This is a genomic window from Pseudomonas sp. 5Ae-yellow, assembly GCF_014077575.1.
Classification (GTDB): domain Bacteria; phylum Pseudomonadota; class Gammaproteobacteria; order Pseudomonadales; family Pseudomonadaceae; genus Halopseudomonas; species Halopseudomonas neustonica.
In genome coordinates this window covers 37,442-60,175 of the sequence record NZ_JACGWE010000017.1, presented here as the reverse complement: position 1 = coordinate 60,175, position 22,734 = coordinate 37,442, and the positions used below count along the sequence as shown (strand labels likewise).

Genomic DNA, 22,734 nt, shown 5'->3' with positions numbered 1-22,734 from the left:
GATCAAATTAGGTTGTTATTTTTTTCCACTGCCTCAAGAACTTTTTCCAAGTACGGCGTGAGCGACGGATAAGTGCGAGCTTCCAGGCGGGTCGATTGGCAGCATGTATCCAGGCTGCACGAACTGGATCTTCGCGAAACCCCATATCATCCAAAAAACGAATATTCTCAGCAGCAAAGGTGCGAGCAGATTCACTATCTAAAAGTAAGCCACGAATGGCAGAGACAGAAAGGACTTCCGGGAAGGTAGTAGCCTTGGATAAAAGCCCCAGCCCGTAAAGCGTCGTCATAGTTCGTAAGCATTTCTCACATCGACCGCAGTTATATGCCCCTTCAAGCTTTTCCCAACAGACCCTTAGATGCTGCAGTGCCATCGCACTATTGGCAATTGACTGAAGTTTCTGCGTGCGCGCAGCTTCGCACCCATCATGAATAACCGTGATTGCCTCATCCGAAAAAAGAACGTCAGTGGCGGGGTGGGACGCCCAAGGCATCAATTCTGCTTCGGCAAACGAGGACGGGATATAGATTCGTTCAAGATAGCCTTCAAGTAACCGCACAATAGTGCCGAGCCCGTATCCGTGCCCGTGCAAACCCCACTTGCCGTAATCTTTAAACAACCTTACTGCATTGGTTTCAATTTCAATGAAGCGCACACCTGTTTCGCGCTCTACCGCTGCACCCATGGCCGATATGGCAAGTCGCTTCTGCGTATCTTCTAGACGCACATCGTAGCCGTGAACATAGATCAGATCGGTAATGTCAGACTTGTTTTTCAAAAAGGTGTAGAAGGAATCTACGCCTCCAGTGAAAAAGCTACCTACACGAGTAGCTCCGCTTGCGTGAGCTTTGCGGATTAATTTTGCGTTCCATTCCGGCCGCTTGTACTGCGTAAACCAACCAGTAAAAATACTAACCAGTTGCTGCTGATTAATCAGAAATGTACGTGAAACAGGATCGTCAATCACGATCTGCAAGCCTTGACGCATAGCGCCCAAAACAGACATACAGACCGCCGCCTCAACACTCCCACTCAATGGTGCGCGAGGTGAATCAAAAAAGACTCGATAAACTTTATCGGCAATTTCAATTTGGTACTCAACTCTGCCAATACCCGCCTCTGTTGCTACCGTGCATTTAACAAACGGCTCAGTTGCAATGTTTTGCTGCATCATTCAACTCCGCTCGCCTGTATATGCCAAGGAGAGGCGCAACCGGAGCCACTTGGAAAGGTAGCTCCAGCGACATGCTTGCTGCCAAGATAAACGCCATGCCTTTCTGAACAGAAGATCTGCGTTATTAAGTTCGCCGGCACGATAACAACGCCTGAAAACAGACAACGTCCGCTGGCCTTCAAAGCGGGTGCGATAAATAGCGTATTCGGTCGGTAGCGAGGAAAAAACCTGTTCAATTAACTGATTACCGTGTGACAGAGGCAAGTTGAAATCATGGCGCAAACTATCAGGGTGTTTACTAATGATAGCTAAAGGCCGAGCCAGACGATAAACATGGGGGCGGGCCAAGGCATGAGCAAAAACAGATATATCCTCCCCTTGCCGCAACATTTCAGGGTAAGGGCAGTTCAGTAATAACGTCCGAGCAAAAACGACAGCTCCATGCACTACAGAGATACGCTTACCTAGCAAAAACCCCTTCACCCTCGTGTGAGGTAGCTCTGGAAGGCGGGAGGCTTTGCGCATTTTTTTGTTACCCTTCAGATCAGAGACTACATAGCCACCGACTAAGAGCTCTGTCTCGGGAGACTGCTTCAAAGCCAACAAAATCGATGCCAAAGCCCCAGGATATAGAGCATCATCAGCATCCAATGGCAAAATCCAGCGTCCCCTGGCCAAGGCCACCGCTCGGTTGCGCGCCGCGCCTGCGCCGCTATTTTCCTGATGAACATATGCGGCACAGATTTCATTGGGAACAACGTAATCTGCCAAGATCAGTGCTGTTGTATCGGTCGAGCCATCATCGACCACAATCAGCTCCATTTCGCCAGTCAACTGCGACACAACAGAATCCAGCGTCGCGACCAGAAAAGCCGCATAGTTGTGTGCAGGTATCACAACCGAAAGAATACAATCGGTTAACGGGGGTGAAGATAAGACGCTGCGATGCTCACGCATCCCGCTTATCCTGCAAATGGACCAGACGGCCCCAACGCACCAACCTTTTGCGCCACTTTAAACGTAAGCGCGAAAACCAGATCGGCCTGTGCAGTTGCCTATAGAGTGCAGCCTCAAGCTCTGGCATACATTTTCCAGTCTCTTTCAACATGGATAGATTTTCCCGAGGAAATATTCGCAAACCGTTACGAGGTAAACACACGGCAGCGACTTGCTCGTATTCAAGGGGTAATGCGAATGCAGTTGACTGGTCCAATACGCCGAGAATGTCTAACGAGGTCATTGTGCGCAAACACTTTTCACATCGACAGCAGTTATACATGCCATCCACGCTCTCCCAGCACACCCGCAGATGACGCAAGGCAAGCGGGGACTGTGCCAACCGCCTAATCTTGTCCATGCGCCTCGCATCGCAAGCATCATGCACAATGCGCAAGCGCTCATCGGAAAACAAAGGGTCGGTCAACAACCAGGATCCCCACGGCTTTTGCTCACCGATAGAGAAAGTCCCTGGGATGCGAATTTGCGCGATAGCTCCGGCGAACATACGAGCAACCGCAATCATAGCCAAACCATGGGCGTGCTGCGGCCAGCTACCAAAGGCTTGCAGAACTTTGCCCATATTGCTCTCTACTGAGCAATATCTCACCCCAAACTCAGCAGCGACTGCCGCGCCCATCGAGTCAACTGCTTCGCGTCGAGAAAAGTCATCCAGGCGGACATCAAAACCGTGGATATAAATAATATCTGTTATATCCGCAGCGCCTTTAATCAGCGTAAAAAAGGAGTCAACGCCACCGGAAAAAAAACTGCCACAACGAGTGGATGGCAGTTCAGGTGAGGACGCATCATAAACGCTGGCAGGAATAACCTTGATCGGCTTGAAATCGGGAAAGCTTTTTACAAAACGCTCTATATAGAGCCCTAATCCCTGCAAAAAGGTATTGGACAAAGCTCCTTCAACCCTGAGATCTCTGCCTGTGCGCATTGCAGCCAGTATTGCCAACGCCACGCCGGCCTCAATACCGGGCTGCTGCTGTATACCTGCACCCGCTATGTAGGTATGGTAGCGCCGCGAGGGGGTGTCGATCTCAAAGTCAACTCGGGCAAAACTGTCCTGCCCAGCGGGCTGCCAACCGACTTTACGCAATACGATCTCATTCAAACGTGGCCACCTCTGGTTTTTGAGCGCTGATAACGCTCAGTGACCATGGCAGGCGACAAACTTCCCGATCCTTCGACCATCCCAAATGTCGCCATGCCTCTTGAGTAGCAGCGAGCGAAGGCTGTTTGTCCAAACCAAACAATGCAAGCATGAAATCGTACATCTCAATCTCAGTTGGGGCTTGCCAGTCATGATTCAGCTGGCTGAAGAGTACGTTTGCAAAGCCGCTCTGTTTGACCAGCTGCACATCTTGCTCGCAGAGAAAGTTGCCGTCATGACCTTCACTGTTCCACTCATTTACAAACTCGTTAAGAAATCGATCCACTTCGCCGCCGCATGCAACATCAGCGATAACAAGGCGGCCGCCAGGTCTAAGCAAACGAAACCACTCGGCATAGAGTGTTAATCGATCGGCCTCATGGTGAATACCAGTGAGGCTGCCAATAACATCAACGCTACCTGAGGGCAGCCCTGTACACCGCATAGAAGCTTGAACTACGGGTTTATTGCGGTTTCGGCAATGATCTACAAAAGTCGCGGCAGGATCCAGGCCGAGATAGCGCACTGTAGGCGCTATTCTTTCTGACACAAGGCCATTCCCACAAGGAATATCAAGGAATGTCTCACCCGGTTTAAGACAAAGAAGGTCAACAAAACGCGCGATTTCCTGCTCCCGAATAGCAGGGTAACGCTCGGAGGCGCCAAGATAGCTTGTAGCGCGATTTCCAAATACAGCGGAATAATCCATTTCCGACTCACATCCTGATTTTTAACCGTAACTCGTCACTATACAGCGGATCCCGGCAATCTATCTTCAAGCCACTGTGCCAAAAGACTGTCTGTTGGCCAATTACGAATAAAGCGAGCCCGGTCAGTTTCCCACGCTTTGATCCATGTTGAGCCGTTGCTATCATGCTGCTGCATGGCATCCAGATCGATCAACACCACATTACCCGCGTGCCACAACAGATTGGTCGCCTTGCAATCGCCGTGACTGATACGCGAGCGCCTTAGCCGTTCAAATAAGCCAAGTAGCGCAGCCGCCTCTTCTTCGTTTGGCTCACGCCCGCCCTCTTCGCCAAAGTACTCAAGCAGGTTCTCACCTGCGCAAAACTCGGTGATCAACCAGGCCTGCCTACGCAAAGGGCCAAAACGGCGTTCAATCATAGCCAGTGGGGCTGGTGTGGAGATGCCGAGGAATTGCAAGCGGTGGGCAGCCAACCAGGAATGCCAGGCCCTGCTGGGACGCCAGAAACGGCTCAACCAGTGACCAAGACTCTTGATATTGTAGCGTTTGACGACGAGATCGCCTTGCTCAGATTCAACCTTTACTACCGTGCTGCTCCCACCGTCCTTGAGCAACGACTGGCCAATAAAGCACTGATTGGGATCGGAGAGCAGTGCGCTCAGACGCTGAGTTTGGGTGCGTACTGACGCGGCAAAACGCCACCAGGTGCGCTTGACCGAGAACAGCGTGCAATCACGCAGGCTCTTGCCGAGATAGTCCTCCTGACGTCTATGGCGCACTTTTTCAATGCTTGCCGCCAAGGTATCGGGGTTAAGCGCAATCGGGTTGTGCTGAAGATAGTCGATTAACAGCAGCTCGGTCAGCTCATCCCACTCGCTTGGCAGCTGCGCAAAGAAAATAGCGAGATTTTGCTGAGCAGCTTCCGCCGTTAGCGGCTGACCCGGGGTTTGCGCTTCAACCGCATCGCCATCAATAACGTACAACTGATCAGCCTGGAGCAGAAAATTACCCAGGTGAAGGTCCGTCTGCACCAAACCTTTGCTATGCATATCACCGATCAACGCGAGCGCTTGGCCAAGCAGCGCCATAGCTTGCGGGTCACCGGGCTGCCGACTGGCCAGAGCATCCCAGCGCTGCTGCAATGAGTTGGCGTCCACTAAAAACTCGCTAATCAAATAGCGACCACCGCCCTCAATCTCACCCTCTGCCAACAACACCGGAGTTCGTACGCCTTGCTCACGCAAGACTTCGACACCAGCAAGTTCGCGCTGGCTGTGTCGCGCCGCGCCCGCCGCGACAAACAACTTGAGCAAAACGGTGCGCTCACCCTGACGGGCACGGGCGACTAAACGCTTGCCCGGCAATACCCGTAGCCATTGTTCAACACAGAGCTCTGTGCCCTCGCCTAGCGGTAGCCGCAGAGGAAGTGCTGGCTCACGCCCGGATTGTTGCAACTCAGCGGTCAATGTCATCGCTTCGCTACCTTGCCGGCCTGTCTAGCCAACAAGCGACGGACCAGCGCCTTGCTATCAGCGTCCAGTCGGCGCAAACCGAAGTAAGCGAGCATAAAGCGCATGCGCTGGGTTCGACTGGGCGTTGTGCTGCGGCGATTCAAGGTTTCAAGATCACGCACAAAGTCACGCTGGCCAAACCAGGCACCACGGGTTTTCTCCAGGTCGATCAATCGAGCCCCCGCGCCATCGCCATGCAACTTCAAGAAAATATGCTTGGGATACAGGCAATTATGTATCACTCCGGCATTGTGCAGCGCACGCACCAGCGCGCCCGCCGCTTGCAGCAAGGTACGCTTCTGTAAGGCGCTGAGTTCCTGCCAGCGATCAAACCATTCATCCAGCGGCGCATACTCGTCCAGCGCTCGGGTCAACAATACCGCCTGCTTGTGGCCCTGACTCTCGCGGCGATCAAAAAAGGCCGCCTCGAGCGCGGGAATACCGAGCTGGGCATATTGTTGTACCGCGCGAAACTCGCGGGCAAAGGTAGGCTCGCCCAAGGGGGCATGCAGGGTTCTGGTGCAGTGATTATCCTGGCGTTTCAGATAAAAGCTCTGCAGCTCCCCGTTGACGTCTTCCAACTGCAGCCGGTGCACACTGCTCCAGCCGCCACGCCCGGTATTGGGCGCGTCCACTGCGGCCAGATCCAATGTCCACAGCGCTTCAAAACTATCAAGCCCATGACGACTCAGAACGTCATGGGCATTAACTGCCACAAAGGGTAAACGACTCATTCTCTCCCCTCAAAAAAGGCCGCAATGGCGCGCGCTTTTTTCTTGTCGGCATCATCCAGTACAGACTTGCCGAGATACGCTTTGAAAAAGGCTAACCTCTGCGAACGACGAAGGTAGCGTTTGCCCAGTTTATCCAGGCAGGCAAGGTCTTTGATGATGCGATATTGCAGCATGGGACCCCACCAGAACGAACCGCCGGGGCAGTCAATAAGGTAAACATGACTTCTATGCCGCTCATCGACCAGGATGTTGCGCCACTTGAGATCGTTATGCGTAAAGCGTTGATCGTGCATCATTCTCGTCGCGTTAGCTATCTGACGAAAGACATGCTGCACCCACTCACGATCATCCAGACGCGGGTCGTGGTTTTTCGCCAAATCTGCTAAATCACGGGTGCCGGCCAAATCTTCAGTAATCAGGGCACCACGCAAAAAAGCGCCACCTTGGCGCTCTGAGCCAAAAGCGACAACCGGTGCGGATGGGATACCCCACGCCTGAAACGTCAGCAGGTTTTCCCACTCGGCCTGAATCCTGGAACGACCAATATAGCGACGCAGGTTTTTGCCTGCACCGGTATAGCGTTTGAGGTAGTAGTAGCGATCACCCACCCATATTTTATGTACGCTGCTAAGCGGGTCACGGGTGATAAGTTCACCCTCAAGGTTGAATACCGAGTCAATATCGGCAAATAGCCGCCCGCTGTCCCCGGTCGCGTATTCGGGGTTAAGTGTCCAGCGCTTCATGATTCAGCGCCGGGCGCGTATTTGCGCTCAAAACGTGCCTGCAGCTTGACGGCTTTGCGCTCAAGCGTACGCAGCAACGCTGCCTCCTGCTTGAAAATCTCTGGCAGCGGCATGGCAAAATAAGTACGCAGAAAGCGCAGCTTGTCACCACGGGTAAGGCCAATGTTAAGCGCGGAGAAATAGAGACCAGCCAAGTCCTTGTTACGCCAGCGCAGCGGGACCTTCCTGCGTACCTGCGCGCGATGCAGATCGATCAGCGAAAGCGGCACATTATCGGCAGTCACCGCTTGATCCGTGTGCAATAAAAAATGACAGATATAGCAGTCACGGTGATTTACCCCGGCACGGTGCATCTGCCGTGTCATCTGCGCTACCCGCTCGATCAGCGCGCGCTTTATCTGGGGCTGTGGCGGGTTACTCAGCCAGTCAATGCTGAAGTCTTCCAGACTGATCGTCGGCGCCAGCTCTTCCGTGATAATGAATGAGTGCTGAGTGGCGGGATTGCGTCCGCGCTCGCCGAAAGCGACGGCTGTCATGGTCGGCACGCCGGCCTGCTGCAAGGCGGCGATAGCCTGCCACTCCTGCCCGGCACCGAGCACGGGAGCCTTAAAGGTAGTCCAGTTCTTGAGGATCTCACCCCAGCCAACGCCGCGATGAATTTTGACAAAATAACCTTTGCCATCTACTTCGGTACGCAGCGTGCGTCTGGCCTCCAGCTCGCGAAAGACCTCACCCTCCAGACTCTCTACTTCCACAAAGGGGTCTCGCCCAGCCCATAGCGATGCAAAGGGCTCTTTTAGCGCCAAGGTCACAAATGCGCTCCCAAAATCACGTCCGCCGCACGCTCGGGCAGACTGTAAAGATCTTCCTGATCAGCAAAGCGAAGCGCGTTTAGTTTCCAGCTTTGACGTAACTCAACATTATTCAACATATCCGCCAGCATTTTGTTCAACACCTTTTGGTCAAAAGGTGAAGGCACGACCAAACCGCAGTCTGCCTCTGAAATATAGTGAGCGTAACCACAAACATCCGTCACCAGTACCGGCAGGCCAGCCACCAATGCTTCCAGCAATACGGTGCCCGTGTTCTCGTTGTAGGCTGGATGAACCAGCAGATCTGCGCCCAGTAGAAAACGTGGTACATCACTGCGCCCCGTCAGGAATTCAACCTGATCGGCAACCCCTAGCGAGCGCGCCAGGCGCTGGAAGCTGGCCGGATCGTCCTGCCCAATCACCATCAAACGCGCCCGCGACTTGAGCGCTGGCGGTAACGCGGCCACTGCTCTGATTGAACGGTCTACGCCCTTGGTGATAAAGCCTGAGCCAATTTGCACCAACAACAGGTCATCGTCCGACAACTTGAATTCATCCCGAAATTCGGCACGCACTTCTGCTGCGTTCGGCGGTGCACGGCGATCTGGCGAGATACCCGGCGGCAGCATATGGAAGCGCTCTAGCGGTGTGCGGTAGTGCTTGGTAAATAGCGGCAGCTGCACATCCGAAATCATCAGAATTTCGGTACCAACCGCGGGCGAGAAAACCGCACGCTCGTAGGCGGCGAAGTGCTGATAACGGCTAAAAAAGCGATACAGAGGATTGCGCAGCGTCTGTGCCTTGTCTTCAAAACAGGGATCAGCCGCGTAGTACACATCCAACCCCGGCATTTTGTTGAAGCCGACCACGCGATCTACCGGCCGCTTGGCCAAATCGGCTTCAATCCAGGCGGTAAACTTCTCATTACGCCTATGGTTACTGAATGCCTTAACCGGCGCCACGACGACCTCAAACCCGGAAGGTACGTCACCTTCCCAGATCAAGGTGTAGACGCGAATGCTGTGGCCTCTGGCTTGGCACACCTGGGCGATACGCATAAAGTCGCGCTGCAAACCGCCAAACGGAAAGTACTTGTAGAGCACAAAGGCCAGTTGCATCAATCAGCTCTCGTTACAGACATAAGGATTTCCAACTGCGCAAGCACGTGATCCGGCGCCAACCGGGTGAAGCAGAGCGGCTGCTCGCTAGCCAGATCGAACTGCTGCGCATCCATGGGTGTAGGTTGATAGTTACAGGTCTTGCGCAGGCAGGGCGCACAGGCAAAGTCGCTGGCCAAATGCTGTTGCGCATGACCATAGGCACCCGTAAAACCAGGGTTGGTCGGACCAAACAGCGACAGCGTCGGCACATCAAGCGCTGCTGCCAAATGCCCCAACCCGGTATCAACAGCAACGCAGGCCTTGGCACCAGCCAACACCTCGGCTATACCGGCCAAGGGTAGGCGCGGCAATACCTGCACCGCCTCCAACCCCTGAGCAATATGCTGCGCACGGGTTTGTTCAGGCAAGCTGCCCCAGGGCAGTTTGACCTGTAGCCCAAGATCGGTGACTTGCCGGGCCAACTCTTGCCAGTAACGCTCCGGCCAATGCTTGGTTACCCAAGTGGTCCCATGCAGGAACACCACATAGGGCGCGCTATCGGTTGCGTGTTCTGCCGCCGATGGCGGTGCGAGGCCATATTCTCCCAGTCCCTCAGGGACCGAATAACCTAGTGCCTGAGCGAATAACTGGCGGGTACGCTCTACCGCATGCTGCCCCCATGGCACCTCAACTTTCTGCCCATAGAAGCGGCTAGCCAAGGGCTCGCGAGCAGACTCCTTATCCAGACCTACGACCATGCCGCGCGCATAACGACTGAGCAAGGCGCTCTTCAGCAAGCCCTGTGCGTCTATTACCAGGTCGTATTCAACGTCGCTTATTTTTCGCTTGAAATCGCGCCACTCGCCACTGGAGAGCGCTTGCCACAGGTTCTTGCGCCAACGTCTGACAGCAACCGGAATAACCCGGTCAACCGCTGGATGCCAAGCGGGTATCTCGGCAAAGCCTTCTTCCACCACCCAGTCAAAACGGATACCGGGCACGGCGCGCGCTGCGTCCGTAATCGCGGGAAGGGTATGAATCACGTCACCCAGTGACGTGGTTTTGATCACCAATACGCGCATCGGCTATTGGTCCTGCGGGTCAGACAGAGTATGGCCAACCAGTTTATCCAGCGCATCAACCACCTGAGCCGGTGGCAGATCGCGCAGACAATTGTAATGACCAAAGCGGCAGGTACGATCAAAGCAAGGACTGCACTCCAATCCCAGGCGTACGGTCGCAACCTGCTCGGCCAAGGGTGGCGTAAAGCCGGGTGATGTTGAGCCATAAATGGCAACCAGCGGACGATTCAGTGCGGCGGCTACGTGCATCAAACCAGAGTCGTTACTAACGACCGCAGAGGCGCAGGACAGCAAGTCAATGGCTTCGGCCAAGCTCGTCTCACCGGCCAAATTGACGGCTTCTTCGCGCAGCCCAGGAATCAATCTCGCGCGGATCTGCTCACCCACCGGATGATCATTCTTGGAACCAAACAACCACACCTGCCAACCTTCACGGATTTTCTGCTCGGCGACTTTAGCGTAGTGCTCGCTCGGCCAGCGCTTGGCTTCGCCAAACTCGGCACCAGGGCACAACGCCAATATCGGCCGATCCTGTTCCAGTGAGAACCGAGACAAGGCCGCCGCGCGCGAGTCATCTTCGATCTTCAGGTCTGGCTTTGGATAAGGTTGCGACAACTCGGCACCCGCCGGGTAAGCCAAGGCCATAAAGCGCTCAATCATCAACGGGTAACGCTCTTTATCGAGCACCCGCACATCATTGAGCAAGCCGTAGCGCATCTCGCCGCGCCAACCGGTACGCACCGGTATACCGGCAAAAAACGGTACCAATGCTGACTTTAACGAATTGGGCAGGAGAATGGCCTGGTCGTATTGTCCCGCCAACCTGCGGCCAATGCGGCGACGGGTAGCCAGCTCAAGAGCACCATGACCCAACGGAAAGCTGAGCGCCTGGCGCACCTGGGGCATACGCTCGAGAATCGGACGACTCCAGTCCGGCGCCAGTACGTCGATCTGGCAATCGTCGCCGTGCTCTTGCTTAAGGCAGACGAACAGGGTTTGCGCCATAACCATGTCGCCTACCCAGCTCGGTCCTACAATCAGAATATTCATAAGGGCAGTTTCAAGCCGCAAGCTTCAAGCTGCAAGTCGAAAAGCAATTCCTGACTGCTTGCCGCTTGCAGCTTGTCACTTGCCGCTTATTTGACCAGAGTCCGCCATTCGGCATGTTCAGCTGTCTGGCCGGTTACCAGATCGAAGTAAGCCTTCTGCAGCTTCTCGGTCACTGGACCGCGACGACCTTCGCCAATCTGGCGATTGTCCAGCTCGCGTATCGGCGTGACTTCAGCAGCAGTACCCGTGAAGAAAGCTTCGTCGGCGATATAGACTTCATCGCGGGTGATGCGTTTTTCAACAATAGGGATGCCAAACTGAGAGGCCAGCGCGAGCACGGTCGCACGGGTGATACCGTTAAGGCAGGCAGTCACTTCAGGCGTGTAAATAGTGCCGTTTTTGACGATAAATACGTTCTCGCCCGAGCCCTCAGCCACATAACCTTCTGGGTCCAGCAACAGCGCCTCGTCAGCACCGGCAGAAACCGCTTCCTGCAGCGCCAGCATGGAGTTCATGTAGGCGCCACTGGCCTTGGCACGGGTCATGGTGATGTTGACGTGGTGGCGGGTAAAGGAACTGGTACGGATCTTGATCCCGCGTTCCAGTGCTTCTTCGCCCATATAGGCGCCCCAATGCCACGCAGCGATAACCACATGCACTCGCAGGTTGTCAGCGCGAATACCCATGCCTTCGGAGCCATAGAACACCAACGGGCGGATGTAAGCGGTTTCCAGATTATTTTCGCGAACCACCGCGCGTTGCGCTTCGTTCAGCTGTTCTTTGGTAAAGGGAATCTTCATGCCCATGATATGCGCAGAATCAAACAAGCGATCGGTATGCGCGTTCAACCGGAAGATTGCCGTACCGTCAGGCGTGTTGTAGGCACGTACGCCCTCAAACACGCCCATGCCGTAGTGCAGCGAATGCGTCAGCACATGCACATTAGCCTCGCGCCATGGAACCATTTCACCATCAAACCAGATAACACCATCACGATCGGCCATCGACATAGCAGCCAGCTCCATATTCTCTATTCTGTCAGTCTTACGTTCTTGGTTCTGCCTGAGCGCGCTCCAGCAGGCCTGTCCTCATACAGAAGGGCCAGGCTCCGGGGGCGGCAGCATTTGCTGCCATAGCTTGATGACTCCATGACGGAAATCATGAAACTGGTCGCCGCTTACTTTGCCCGGCTGCTTTTGCAGAGCCAGGCGATGAGCCGCCGCGCGGTAGGCTTTGTAAGCCTCCTGCAAACGATGTACATCTTCGCCAGCGATCAGGCCAGCGTTGTGCAGCTCATCAAGAATCCTGATGTTATCGGTATAGCGTAGTAATTCGGGGTACCGGCACGACCAGGCCAGAACCGCATATTGCACCATAAATTCGATATCAACGATACCACCAGCATCCTGCTTAAGATCAAACAGGCGCGCAGCGGTAAAAGCATCATCGTTTGTACCGGCCGCAGTCGCCGACGTACCCAGGTTATCGCGCATTTTTTGCCGCATTGAGGCCACTCCACGGGCAAGCGACAATTCGTCGCGCGTGCGACCTAGCACCTCGGCGCGCAAAGCTGCAAAGCGCTCACTAAGGCGAGGACAGCCAACCAGAGGGCGCGCGCGCACCAGCGCCTGATGCTCCCAAGTCCAGGCTTCTTCACGCTGATAACGGGCAAAGGACGTCAGCGAACTCACCAACAGCCCAGAATCGCCTGACGGCCGCAGACGCATATCCACTTCGTACAGCGCTCCCGACACCGTCTGCGTGTTGAGCATGTGGATAATGCGCTGGCCAAGGCGAGTAAAGAACTTGCTACCTTCAATAGGCTTGGCGCCATCGGTCTCCGATTGTGGATCACCATCGTGGACAAACACCAGGTCAAGGTCAGAACCATGGCCCAGCTCTATGCCTCCCACCTTGCCGTAGCCGACCACGATAAAGTCCATATCGCAGCGCGACCCGTCTGCGCGAGCAGGCTGACCATGCCGAGAGACCATTTCGCGCCAGGCCAGCTTAAGCACTTGCTGCAGAATGGCCTCGGCAATCCAGGTCAGGTAATCGCTGACTTTCATCAAGGGTAATGTGCCGGCGATCTCAGAGGCAGCTACACGCAAAATATGCGCACGCTTGAAGTAACGCAGGGTCTCCATTTGCTGCTCAAGATCATCTTCGGGAATACGCAGCAGCTGTTGACGCAACTCGTCGGCCAGCTCATCCGGTTCCGGCGGCCGATAGAGCCGTCCGGCATTGAGCAGCTCATCCAACACCACGGGATAGCGCGTGATCTGTTCGGCAATCCATGGGCTGGCTGAGCACAGCACCAGTAGCTCACGCAGTGCACTCGGATTCTCGGTCAGCAACACCAGGTACGCCGAGCGCCGCGCCACGGCCTCAATCAGTGGTAACACGCGCTCCAGCGCCAAGTCTGGATTCTCCTGCTCTGCCGCCATGCCCAACAAGCGCGGCATAAACACATCAAGGCGCTCACGACCAAGACGCTGCATGGACTTGACGCGACCGGACGCCAACAGTGAGTTCAGCTTGCGCAACGCTGCAACCGCATCATCAAAACCTGCTTCAGTTAACTGCTCCAGAGCCTGCTCTTCATCCAGCGTACCCTCCCAGAGTGGCAGCCAGTCTGCGTGGGGGGCAAGCGGTTCAGCCTCATCCTCATCAGGATCGGCAATCACCCCCGCAAAATGCCGAGCGACCGTATTGCGCTCCTGGTCCAGCCGCTCACGAAATGACGCCCAATCAGCAAAGCCAAGCATGAAGGCGATCCGCGCCTGCCCCAGCGCATCAGTTGGCAACATCTGCGTCTGACGATCATCTACGGCCTGCAACGCGTGCTCGGTGTCGCGCAGGAAGCAATAGGCCGCACTCAACTCCTCTACCGCGCTGGCGGGCAGGTAATTATTCGCTGCCAAGGTTTGCAGTACGGCCAAAATCGGGCGCTGTTGCAATGCACGATCTCGTCCGCCGTGGATCAACTGAAACGCCTGGCCAATAAACTCAACCTCGCGAATACCGCCAGAGCCCAGTTTGACGTTATCCTGCAGGCCTTTGCGCTGCACCTCACGCTGAATCATCTGCTTAAGACTGCGCAGCGCGTCGATGGCGGCAAAATCCAGATAGCGGCGATAAACGAAGGGCTTGAGCATCGCCAACAGGTCAGCGCCGGCAGCCTGATCACCTGCGACCACACGCGCCTTGATCATGGCGTAGCGCTCCCAGTCTCGCCCCTGACTCTGATAGTACTGCTCCAGGGCATCAAAACTGAATACCAGCGCGCCGCTGTCACCATAGGGGCGCAGCCGCATATCGACCCGAAACACAAAGCCATCGACAGTGGGCGCGTCCAGTGCCTTGATCAACTTCTGACCGAGCCGGATAAAAAACTCTTGATTGGATAGGCTGCGCCGCCCGCCCTGCGTCTCGCCGGGTTCCGGGTAAGCAAAAATCAAATCGATATCGGAGGACAGGTTGAGCTCAAACGCACCCAATTTGCCCATCCCCAATACCACCATGTGCTGTGGCTCCCCGTTTGAACTACACGGCTCACCGAGCGCAACGCAGGTCTGCGCATAAAGCCAGCGATAGGCTTCGTCGATACAGACGTCCGCCATATCAGACAGGTCTCGAGTGGTCTCGGCCAGCACCGCCACACGCGTCAGATCACGCCAGATGATGCGCACCTGATGCAGCTGGCGAAAGCGGCGCAGACGCTGCGCGAGCACATCTTCATCGGCCACATCCTGCAACTCGTGCTGGAGCATCGAGCGCATCTCACCGCCATGCAGTGACCTCAATAAAAGACCATCTTCGAGTAAACGCCATGCCAACGCCGGATCACGTCGTAACTGCTCAGCGACATAATCACTGCCCGCCAATACCTGGGGTAACTGCTGTTGAAACTCGTCACTGAGTGACGGCAGCTCCGACGCCAAGCCAGCGGCATCTGCCGCGGCACGCCATTGCGCCAAATGATGATCAAGAGTGGGACGCAATACGTCCGGTAGAAGCGGCAGAGAATGGGCCATGGTCTATCCTGTACAAAAACCGAAACGGCAGCTTGCCATGATGGCGGTCGGCAGGAAAGCACAGGCAAAGCCGACCGGAGAGTCACAATGTAGCAAAGCTACATGAAAGGCTAATTCGTGCTGGAATAAGCAGTCTTTTTGTAGTAAAACTACAAGAACAAATTCCGTCAACCCGTGTCACAACACCCACAGGTGTTTTGGAAACCCGCGCACGGCATGACTGCGAACTAATCCGTTCACAGCAGCATGGCGCATTCCGGCACTTGCAAGGCCCACAAGGTCTGGAGACCAATAATGAAGCAAGACGATATCGATCCGCTCGAAACCCAGGAATGGCTCGATGCCCTGGAATCCGTACTCGACAATGAAGGTGAAGATCGCGCTCACTATCTGATGACGCGCCTTGGCGAGTTGGCTAGCCGTACCGGCACCCCACTGCCCTACGCAATTACCACGCCCTATCGCAACACCATTCCGGTTACCCACGAAACCCGTATGCCCGGCGATCTGTTTATGGAGCGTCGAATTCGCTCAATGGTTCGCTGGAATGCCCTGGCAATGGTTATGCGTACTAATCAACAGGACCCGGACCTGGGTGGTCACATTTCCACCTTCGCTTCCAGCGCTACCCTGTATGACATTGGTTTCAACTATTTTTTCAAGGCGCCGACTGAAGAACACGGTGGCGACTTGGTGTTCTTCCAGGGGCACGCTTCCCCCGGTATCTACGCACGCGCCTTCATGGAAGGTCGTATCAGCGAAGAGCAGATGAACAACTTCCGCCAGGAAGTCGATGGTGAGGGACTCTCGTCATACCCACACCCCTGGCTGATGCCCGATTTCTGGCAATTCCCGACCGTATCCATGGGTCTTGGCCCGATCCAGGCGATCTACCAGGCGCGCTTCATGAAGTATCTGGAGCACCGCGGCTTTATTGAGCCCGGCAAGCAGAAAGTCTGGTGCTTCGTTGGCGACGGCGAAACCGACGAGCCTGAATCGCTCGGCGCTATCGCTCTGGCCGGCCGCGAGAAGCTCGACAACCTGATCTTCGTTATCAACTGCAACCTGCAGCGCCTCGACGGCCCGGTGCGCGGTAACGGCAAGATCATCCAGGAACTGGAAGGCAGCTTCCGTGGCGCCGACTGGAACGTGATCAAGGTCATCTGGGGCCGCATGTGGGATCCCCTGTTTGCCAAGGACGACAACGGCCTGCTGCAACAACGCATGGAAGACGCCGTAGACGGCGACTACCAGAACTACAAGGCCAACGATGGCGCTTATGTGCGTGAGCACTTCTTTGGCACCCGTCCCGAGCTGCAGGACATGGTCAAGGATCTGTCCGACGAAGAAATCTGGAAGCTCAACCGGGGCGGCCACGACCCCTACAAGGTGTACGCGGCTTATCACAATGCGGTCAACCACGAAGGTCAGCCCAGCGTCATCCTGGCCAAGACCATCAAGGGTTACGGCACCGGTGCTGGCCAAGGTCAGAACACCGCGCACAACACCAAGAAAGTCGATATCGACAGCCTGAAGAAATTCCGCGACCGCTTCGATATTCCGGTTAATGACGACGAACTGGAAAAACTGCCCTTCTACAAACCCGAAGAAGGCAGCGCCGAGTACAAATACCTGCACTCACGCCGCGAAGCCTTGGGCGGCTACATGCCCCAACGCCGCACCGAGAGCAACAAGGTACCGGTACCGCCGCTGGATACGCTCAAAGCCATTCTGGACGGCAGTGGAGATCGCGAGATTTCCACCACCATGGCCTTTGTGCGCATTATTTCTCAGCTGGTCAAGGACAAGGAACTCGGCCCGCGCATTGTCCCCATTGTGCCGGACGAAGCCCGTACTTTTGGTATGGAAGGCATGTTCCGCCAGCTCGGTATTTACTCCTCGGTTGGCCAACTGTACGAGCCAGTCGACAAGAATCAGGTGATGTTCTACCGCGAGGACAAGAAGGGCCAGATTCTGGAAGAAGGCATCAACGAAGCAGGCGCGATGTCCAGCTGGATTGCCGCGGGCACTGCCTACAGCACGCACAACCAGCCCATGCTGCCCTTCTACATCTTCTACTCGATGTTTGGCTTCCAGCGCATTGGCGATCTGGCCTGGGCCGCTGGCGACAGCCGCGCCAAGGGCTTCCTGATCGGCGGTACCGCTGGGCGCACCACGCTGAACGGAGAAGGTCTGCAGCACGAGGATGGCCACAGCCATATTCTGGCCAGCACCATTCCCAACTGCCGCAGCTACGACCCAACCTATGGCTACGAGCTGGCAGTCATCATCCGCGAGGGCGCTCGCCGCATGATGGAAGAGCAGGAGAACGTCTACTACTACCTGACCGTGATGAATGAAGCCTACGAACAGCCGGCCATGCCCAAGGGCAAGGACGTGCAGGACGGCATCATGCGCGGCATGTATCTGCTCGATTCGACCGGCAAGCCGGGCGACCTGCATGTGCAGTTGATGGGCAGCGGCACCATTCTGCGCGAAGTGCGTGAGGCAGCAGCGATCCTCAAGGATGACTTTGGCGTTACCGCCGACATCTGGAGCGTTACCAGCTTTAACGAACTGCGCCGCGACGGTCTCGCGACTGAGCGTCAAAACCGCCTGCACCCCACGCGCAAGAAGCAGCTCACCTTTGTTGAGCAGTGTCTTGAGAAGCGCAGCGGTCCGGTCATCGCCTCAACCGACTACATGAAGCTGTTCGCTGATCAGATTCGCGAATGGGTTCCAGGCACCTACAAGGTGCTGGGCACTGACGGTTTCGGTCGCAGCGATAGCCGCCGCAAACTGCGCCAGTTCTTCGAGGTAGATCGTCACTGGGTTGCCTACACCGCGCTTAGCGCGCTGGTGGAAGAAGGCAAACTGAAGCCCAAGGTGCTGACTGATGCACTCAAGACCTTCGGTATCGACCCTGACAAGATCAACCCACTGGACTGCTGAGGAGCGACGGTATGAGTGAAGTTATTAAAGTACCCGACATCGGCGGCGGTGAGGGTGAAGTCATCGAGATTCTGGTCAAGGAAGGCGATACCGTCGAGGCGGAGCAGTCCCTGGTTGTACTGGAGTCCGACAAGGCCAGCATGGAAGTACCCTGCCCCAAAGGCGGCGTGGTGAAATCCATCAAAACCAAACTGGGCGACAACCTGAAAGAAGGTGACTCACTGATCGAGCTGGACGTAGCCAGCGACGACAGCAAAGCCGAGCCGGAAAAATCCGCAGCCAAGGAACCGGCGAAAGAGTCGGAGCCCAAACAGGAAGAGAAAAAACCGGCGAAGCCCAAAGGCGAGCAGAAGCAGGCCGCCAGCAAGAGCGAGCCGGTCAAGGTACCGGACCTGGGCTCAGACGCAGGTGCCAAGGTTATCGAGATTCTGGTCAGCAAGGGCGACAAGGTCGAAGCCGACCAATCGCTGCTGGTGCTGGAGTCAGACAAGGCCAGCATGGAACTGCCAGCGCCCTTCGCCGGGGTGATCGAGTCCATCGAGGTGAAGCTGGAGCAGGACGTCAAAACCGGCGATCTGATCATGCATATGCAGGTTCAGGGCGAAGCAGACGACGCAGACGACGCAGAACCGGAAGCCGCTGCAGAAGCAGCCAGCAGCAGCCCCGAGCCGACTAGCGAAGATAAACCCAAGCCAGCGCAGAGCAAGACGCAGGACGCCGATACACCGCCTCCGGTCGGTGGCCCTAGCCGCGAAGGCGCCAAGGTCCATGCCGGCCCTGCAGTGCGACTACTGGCCCGCGAGTTCGGTATCGAGCTGGCCGACGTCAAACCGTCAGGCCCGCGTGATCGCATCCTCAAAGAAGATGTGCAGCAGCACGTAAAAGCGGTAATGAAACAGCAGAAAGGCGCGCCCACGGCTGCTGGTGGCTCGGGTATTCCGGCCGTGCCTGAAGTCGATTTCTCGCGCTTTGGCGAGATTGAAACCAAGGACATGACTCGCCTGCAGCAGGCTGGTGCGACCAACATTCATCGCAGCTGGCTAAACGTACCGCATGTCACCCAATTTGACCTGGCAGACATCAGCGCGCTGGAAGTCTTCCGCAAAGACCAGAAAGCCGTGGCAGAAAAGGCTGGCGTCAAGCTGACCATCCTGCCCTTCCTGCTCAAGGCCTGCGCACATGTTCTGAACGAACAACCGGGCTTCAACGTGGCGCTGGCGCCCAATGGCAAGCAGTTGATCCAGAAGAAGTACGTGCATATCGGCTTTGCCGTTGATACGCCGGACGGCTTGTTGGTTCCAGTCATTCGCGATGTCGACAAGAAGAGTCTGCTGCAACTGGCAGGCGAAGCGGCTGAGCTGGCAGAGAAGGCGCGCAACAAGAAACTTGGTGCCGACGCCATGCAGGGTGCCTGCTTTACCATTTCCAGTTTGGGACACATCGGCGGCACTTACTTCACACCTATTGTGAATAGCCCTGAAGTTGCAATTCTGGGGGTTTCCAAGGCAACCATGCAGCCGGTATGGGATGGTAAAGTGTTCCAGCCGCAGTTGATGCTGCCGCTATCACTGTCCTACGACCACCGTGCGATTAACGGCGCAGCGGCGGCGCAATTCACCAAGCGGCTCGGTGAACTGCTCGGCGATATCCGCTCCATGTTGCTGTAAGCGTTCGATAGCACTGTAAAAAAGCCTCGGGATTTCCCGGGGCTTTTTTTTCACTATTTCAGAAGTCGCTGATTCTGCCACCAGACGGCGAGCTCGGTACGGCCCCGGTCCCCGCCAGGCCGAGCAACGCAGCGAACCCGAGGGGCCGCGTGGCCGGGATGGCCTAGGGCGAAAAGCAGGCTTGAGTAAGACCACACAAACAAAAAACCCCGCACGGTTTCCCGTGCGGGGCTTCTTAACGCTACACCATCAATCAGACAGTAAACACAAACTCATCGCCTTCGACCTTGGCCTGGATAGTCGCACCCGAGACAAAGTCCCCAGCCAGAATCCGCTGCGCCAAGGGGTTCTCGATCCAGCGCTGGATAGCCCGCTTGAGTGGCCGCGCCCCGTAAACCGGGTCGTAACCCACTGCTACCAGTTTCTCCAGTGCCTCAGCGCTCAGCTGCAGATCAAGTTCGCGTTCAGCCAGACGCTCGCGCAAGCGACCCATCTGAATTTCCGCAATCCCGGCGATCTGTTCGCGACCCAGCGGCTCAAATACCACCACTTCGTCGACGCGGTTGATGAACTCCGGCCGGAAGTGCTGGCCCAGCGCATCCATAACCGCCGCGTGCTGTGCCTCAGGATCACCCACCAGCTCCTGGATCTGGGTTGAACCCAGGTTGGAGGTCATCACGATCACGGTGTTGCGGAAGTCAACCGTACGGCCCTGACTATCGGTGAGGCGGCCATCTTCCAGCACCTGCAGCAGCACGTTGAACACGTCCGGATGCGCCTTCTCGACCTCATCCAGCAGGATCACCGAATAGGGCTTGCGGCGCACCGCCTCGGTCAAATAGCCACCCTCCTCGTAACCCACATAGCCCGGGGGCGCACCGATCAACCGGGCAACCGAGTGCTTCTCCATGAACTCGGACATATCGATCCGCACCATGGCCTCTTCGGTATCAAAGAGGAACTCGGCTAACGCCTTGCACAACTCTGTTTTACCCACCCCGGTTGGCCCAAGGAACATAAAGGAACCGCTGGGGCGGTTCGGGTCAGACAGCCCCGCACGCGAGCGACGTACCGCGTTCGATACGGCAACCACGGCCTCGTTTTGTCCGATGACGCGCTTATGCAGAGCGTCTTCCATGCGCAGCAATTTATCGCGCTCACCTTCCAGCATCTTGGACACCGGAATGCCGGTCCACTTGGAGACCACTTCAGCGATCTCTTCATCGGTAACCTTGTTGCGCAGCAACTGGTTAGCCGGTTTAGTATGCTGCTCAGCCATCTGCTGGCTGCGCTCCAGATCCGGAATCACACCGTACTGCAGCTCAGCCATCCGGTTCAGATCGCCCTTGCGGCGCGCCTGTTCCAGCTCGGCCTTGGCCTGCTCAATACGCTCCTGAATCTGTGCAGAGCCTTGCACTTCGGCTTTCTCTGACTTCCAGATCTCCTCCAGATCAGCGTATTCAAGCTCCAGCTTGGCTATTTCTTCCTTCAACTTTTCCAGCCGTTTGAGCGCGGCATCGTCATCCTCTTTCTTCAAGGCTTCGCGTTCCACCTTGAGCTGAATCAAACGCCGCTCAAGACGATCCAGCGCCTCCGGCTTGGAATCAATTTCCATGCGGATACGACTGGCGGCCTCATCAATCAGGTCGATGGCCTTATCCGGCAGCTGGCGATCGGTGATATAACGATGCGACAGCTTGGCCGCAGCGATGATCGCACCGTCAGTAATGGTGATCTTGTGGTGCACTTCATAGCGCTCCTTCAGACCCCGCAAAATTGCGATGGTATCTTCCTCGGAAGGCTCGTCCACCAACACCTTCTGGAACCGACGCTCGAGCGCGGCGTCCTTCTCGATATACTGACGATACTCATCCAGCGTGGTAGCGCCCACGCAATGCAGCTCGCCACGTGCCAGTGCTGGTTTCAGCATGTTACCGGCGTCCATCGAGCCTTCAGCCTTACCGGCGCCGACCATGGTATGCAGCTCGTCAATAAACAGAATGACGCGACCTTCATGTTTCGATAGCTCATTGAGTACCGCTTTCAAACGCTCCTCAAATTCGCCACGGAACTTGGCACCCGCTATGAGTGAGCCCATATCCAGCGACAACAAGCGCTTGTCTTTCAGGCCATCGGGCACCTCGCCATTAATAATGCGCTGGGCCAAACCCTCAACAATGGCGGTTTTACCCACGCCTGGCTCACCGATCAATACCGGGTTGTTCTTGGTCCGACGCTGCAACACCTGAATGGTGCGACGGATTTCATCGTCACGACCAATCACCGGATCCAGCTTGCCGTCTTCCGCTTTTTTGGTCAGGTCAACGGTGTACTTGTCGAGTGCCTGGCGCGATTCCTCGGCGTTGGGATCGTTCACTGCTTCGCCACCACGCAGGTTGCTGATAGCGTTCTCCAGCGCTTTTTTGGACACGCCCTGGCCAAGCAGTATCTTGCCAACGGTGGTGTTTTCATCCATCGCGGCAAGCAACACCAGCTCGCTGGAAATAAATTGATCGCCACGCTGCTGCGCCAGACGGTCGGCCTGGTTTAGCAACCGGGCCAGATCCGTAGACATACTGACATCACCCGTAGGGTTACTCACGGTCGCCAGCTTATCGAGCGCACCGCCCAATTCACTACGCAGCGCATTGATGTCAAAGCCCACCTGCATCAACAGCGGCTTGATTGAGCCCTGCTGCTGCTCCAGCAGCGCTACCAACAGGTGGAGAGTGTCGATCTGAGTGTGGTCGCGCCCAACCGCAAGCGATTGCGCGTCGGACAAAGCGACCTGTAATTTACTGGTCATACGGTCAATACGCATGGTATTCGTCCTGTGTTAAGTGGCCTGAACCGCCAAGGGTGGCGGTAGGCAGAGTCGATATTCATGACTATTTAATGAGGACTATTATGGCGCTTTCAAGGCCAAGGAAGCTGATAAGGGTCAATTTTTTGTCACTTAGCCTTTTTCATTGACGCTTCAGCAAAAAATATCGCCACCGCCC

At 55.9% G+C, this 22,734-nt stretch carries 16 protein-coding genes; 2 read left to right on the top strand and 14 right to left on the bottom strand.

The window, feature by feature from the left end:
• Nucleotides 1–7: 7 nt before the first annotated feature.
• The 13 genes from H4J77_RS11965 to glnE form a co-directional block, all read right to left on the bottom strand.
• Nucleotides 8–1,174: a hypothetical protein gene (locus H4J77_RS11965; RefSeq protein ID WP_123887595.1), complete on the bottom strand. Its 1,167-nt coding sequence runs from the start codon at nucleotides 1,172–1,174 to the stop codon at nucleotides 8–10.
• Nucleotides 1,175–2,131, bottom strand: a complete 957-nt coding sequence (locus tag H4J77_RS11960; protein ID WP_123887594.1) for a glycosyltransferase family 2 protein — start codon at nucleotides 2,129–2,131, stop codon at nucleotides 1,175–1,177. It abuts the gene before it with no gap.
• Nucleotides 2,124–3,296 (bottom strand): hypothetical protein, encoded by a 1,173-nt coding sequence (locus tag H4J77_RS11955; protein WP_123887593.1) that lies wholly within the window; start codon nucleotides 3,294–3,296, stop codon nucleotides 2,124–2,126. The genes H4J77_RS11960 and H4J77_RS11955 overlap by 8 nt, the downstream gene beginning before the upstream one ends.
• Entirely contained in the window at nucleotides 3,289–4,044 is a 756-nt protein-coding gene (locus H4J77_RS11950) for a class I SAM-dependent methyltransferase (RefSeq protein WP_123887592.1), read from the bottom strand. The genes H4J77_RS11955 and H4J77_RS11950 overlap by 8 nt, the downstream gene beginning before the upstream one ends.
• A gap of 38 nt (nucleotides 4,045–4,082) precedes the next feature.
• On the bottom strand, nucleotides 4,083–5,516 hold the full coding sequence (locus H4J77_RS11945; RefSeq protein WP_123887591.1) for a lipopolysaccharide kinase InaA family protein: 1,434 nt from the start codon (nucleotides 5,514–5,516) through the stop codon (nucleotides 4,083–4,085).
• Nucleotides 5,513–6,289, bottom strand: a complete 777-nt coding sequence (locus tag H4J77_RS11940) for a lipopolysaccharide kinase InaA family protein (protein WP_123887590.1) — start codon at nucleotides 6,287–6,289, stop codon at nucleotides 5,513–5,515. Before H4J77_RS11940 ends, H4J77_RS11945 begins: the two co-directional genes overlap by 4 nt.
• A complete protein-coding gene (locus tag H4J77_RS11935; protein ID WP_123887589.1) occupies nucleotides 6,286–7,032 on the bottom strand; it encodes a lipopolysaccharide kinase InaA family protein in 747 nt (248 codons plus the stop codon). Before H4J77_RS11935 ends, H4J77_RS11940 begins: the two co-directional genes overlap by 4 nt.
• Nucleotides 7,029–7,844 (bottom strand): lipopolysaccharide core heptose(I) kinase RfaP, encoded by an 816-nt coding sequence (rfaP, locus tag H4J77_RS11930; protein ID WP_123887588.1) that lies wholly within the window; start codon nucleotides 7,842–7,844, stop codon nucleotides 7,029–7,031. The genes H4J77_RS11935 and rfaP overlap by 4 nt, the downstream gene beginning before the upstream one ends.
• Entirely contained in the window at nucleotides 7,841–8,962 is a 1,122-nt protein-coding gene (locus H4J77_RS11925; protein ID WP_123887587.1) for a glycosyltransferase family 4 protein, read from the bottom strand. The genes rfaP and H4J77_RS11925 overlap by 4 nt, the downstream gene beginning before the upstream one ends.
• Nucleotides 8,962–10,026: a lipopolysaccharide heptosyltransferase I gene (waaC, locus tag H4J77_RS11920; protein WP_123887586.1), complete on the bottom strand. Its 1,065-nt coding sequence runs from the start codon at nucleotides 10,024–10,026 to the stop codon at nucleotides 8,962–8,964. Before waaC ends, H4J77_RS11925 begins: the two co-directional genes overlap by 1 nt.
• Nucleotides 10,027–10,029: 3 nt before the next feature.
• Nucleotides 10,030–11,076: a lipopolysaccharide heptosyltransferase II gene (waaF, locus tag H4J77_RS11915; protein WP_123887585.1), complete on the bottom strand. Its 1,047-nt coding sequence runs from the start codon at nucleotides 11,074–11,076 to the stop codon at nucleotides 10,030–10,032.
• Nucleotides 11,077–11,162: 86 nt separating this feature from the next.
• Complete coding sequence (locus H4J77_RS11910) at nucleotides 11,163–12,086, bottom strand: branched-chain amino acid transaminase (RefSeq protein WP_123887584.1); 924 nt, start codon at nucleotides 12,084–12,086, stop codon at nucleotides 11,163–11,165.
• 78 nt (nucleotides 12,087–12,164) lie between these two features.
• Nucleotides 12,165–15,113 carry a bifunctional [glutamate--ammonia ligase]-adenylyl-L-tyrosine phosphorylase/[glutamate--ammonia-ligase] adenylyltransferase gene (gene glnE, locus H4J77_RS11905; protein WP_123887583.1) on the bottom strand — a complete coding sequence of 983 codons (2,949 nt, stop codon included), beginning with the start codon at nucleotides 15,111–15,113 and terminating at the stop codon, nucleotides 12,165–12,167.
• A gap of 294 nt (nucleotides 15,114–15,407) precedes the next feature.
• On the opposite strand from glnE, the gene aceE reads away from it, so the two are divergent.
• Together aceE and aceF are read left to right on the top strand one after the other, a co-directional pair.
• Nucleotides 15,408–18,065 carry a pyruvate dehydrogenase (acetyl-transferring), homodimeric type gene (aceE, locus tag H4J77_RS11900; RefSeq protein WP_123887582.1) on the top strand — a complete coding sequence of 886 codons (2,658 nt, stop codon included), beginning with the start codon at nucleotides 15,408–15,410 and terminating at the stop codon, nucleotides 18,063–18,065.
• Nucleotides 18,066–18,076: 11 nt separating this feature from the next.
• Nucleotides 18,077–19,732, top strand: a complete 1,656-nt coding sequence (gene aceF / locus H4J77_RS11895) for a dihydrolipoyllysine-residue acetyltransferase (RefSeq protein ID WP_123887581.1) — start codon at nucleotides 18,077–18,079, stop codon at nucleotides 19,730–19,732.
• Nucleotides 19,733–19,985: 253 nt separating this feature from the next.
• Here aceF and clpB read toward each other — a convergent pair whose 3' ends face one another.
• Nucleotides 19,986–22,553: an ATP-dependent chaperone ClpB gene (gene clpB, locus H4J77_RS11890; protein ID WP_123887580.1), complete on the bottom strand. Its 2,568-nt coding sequence runs from the start codon at nucleotides 22,551–22,553 to the stop codon at nucleotides 19,986–19,988.
• Nucleotides 22,554–22,734: the final 181 nt, after the last annotated feature.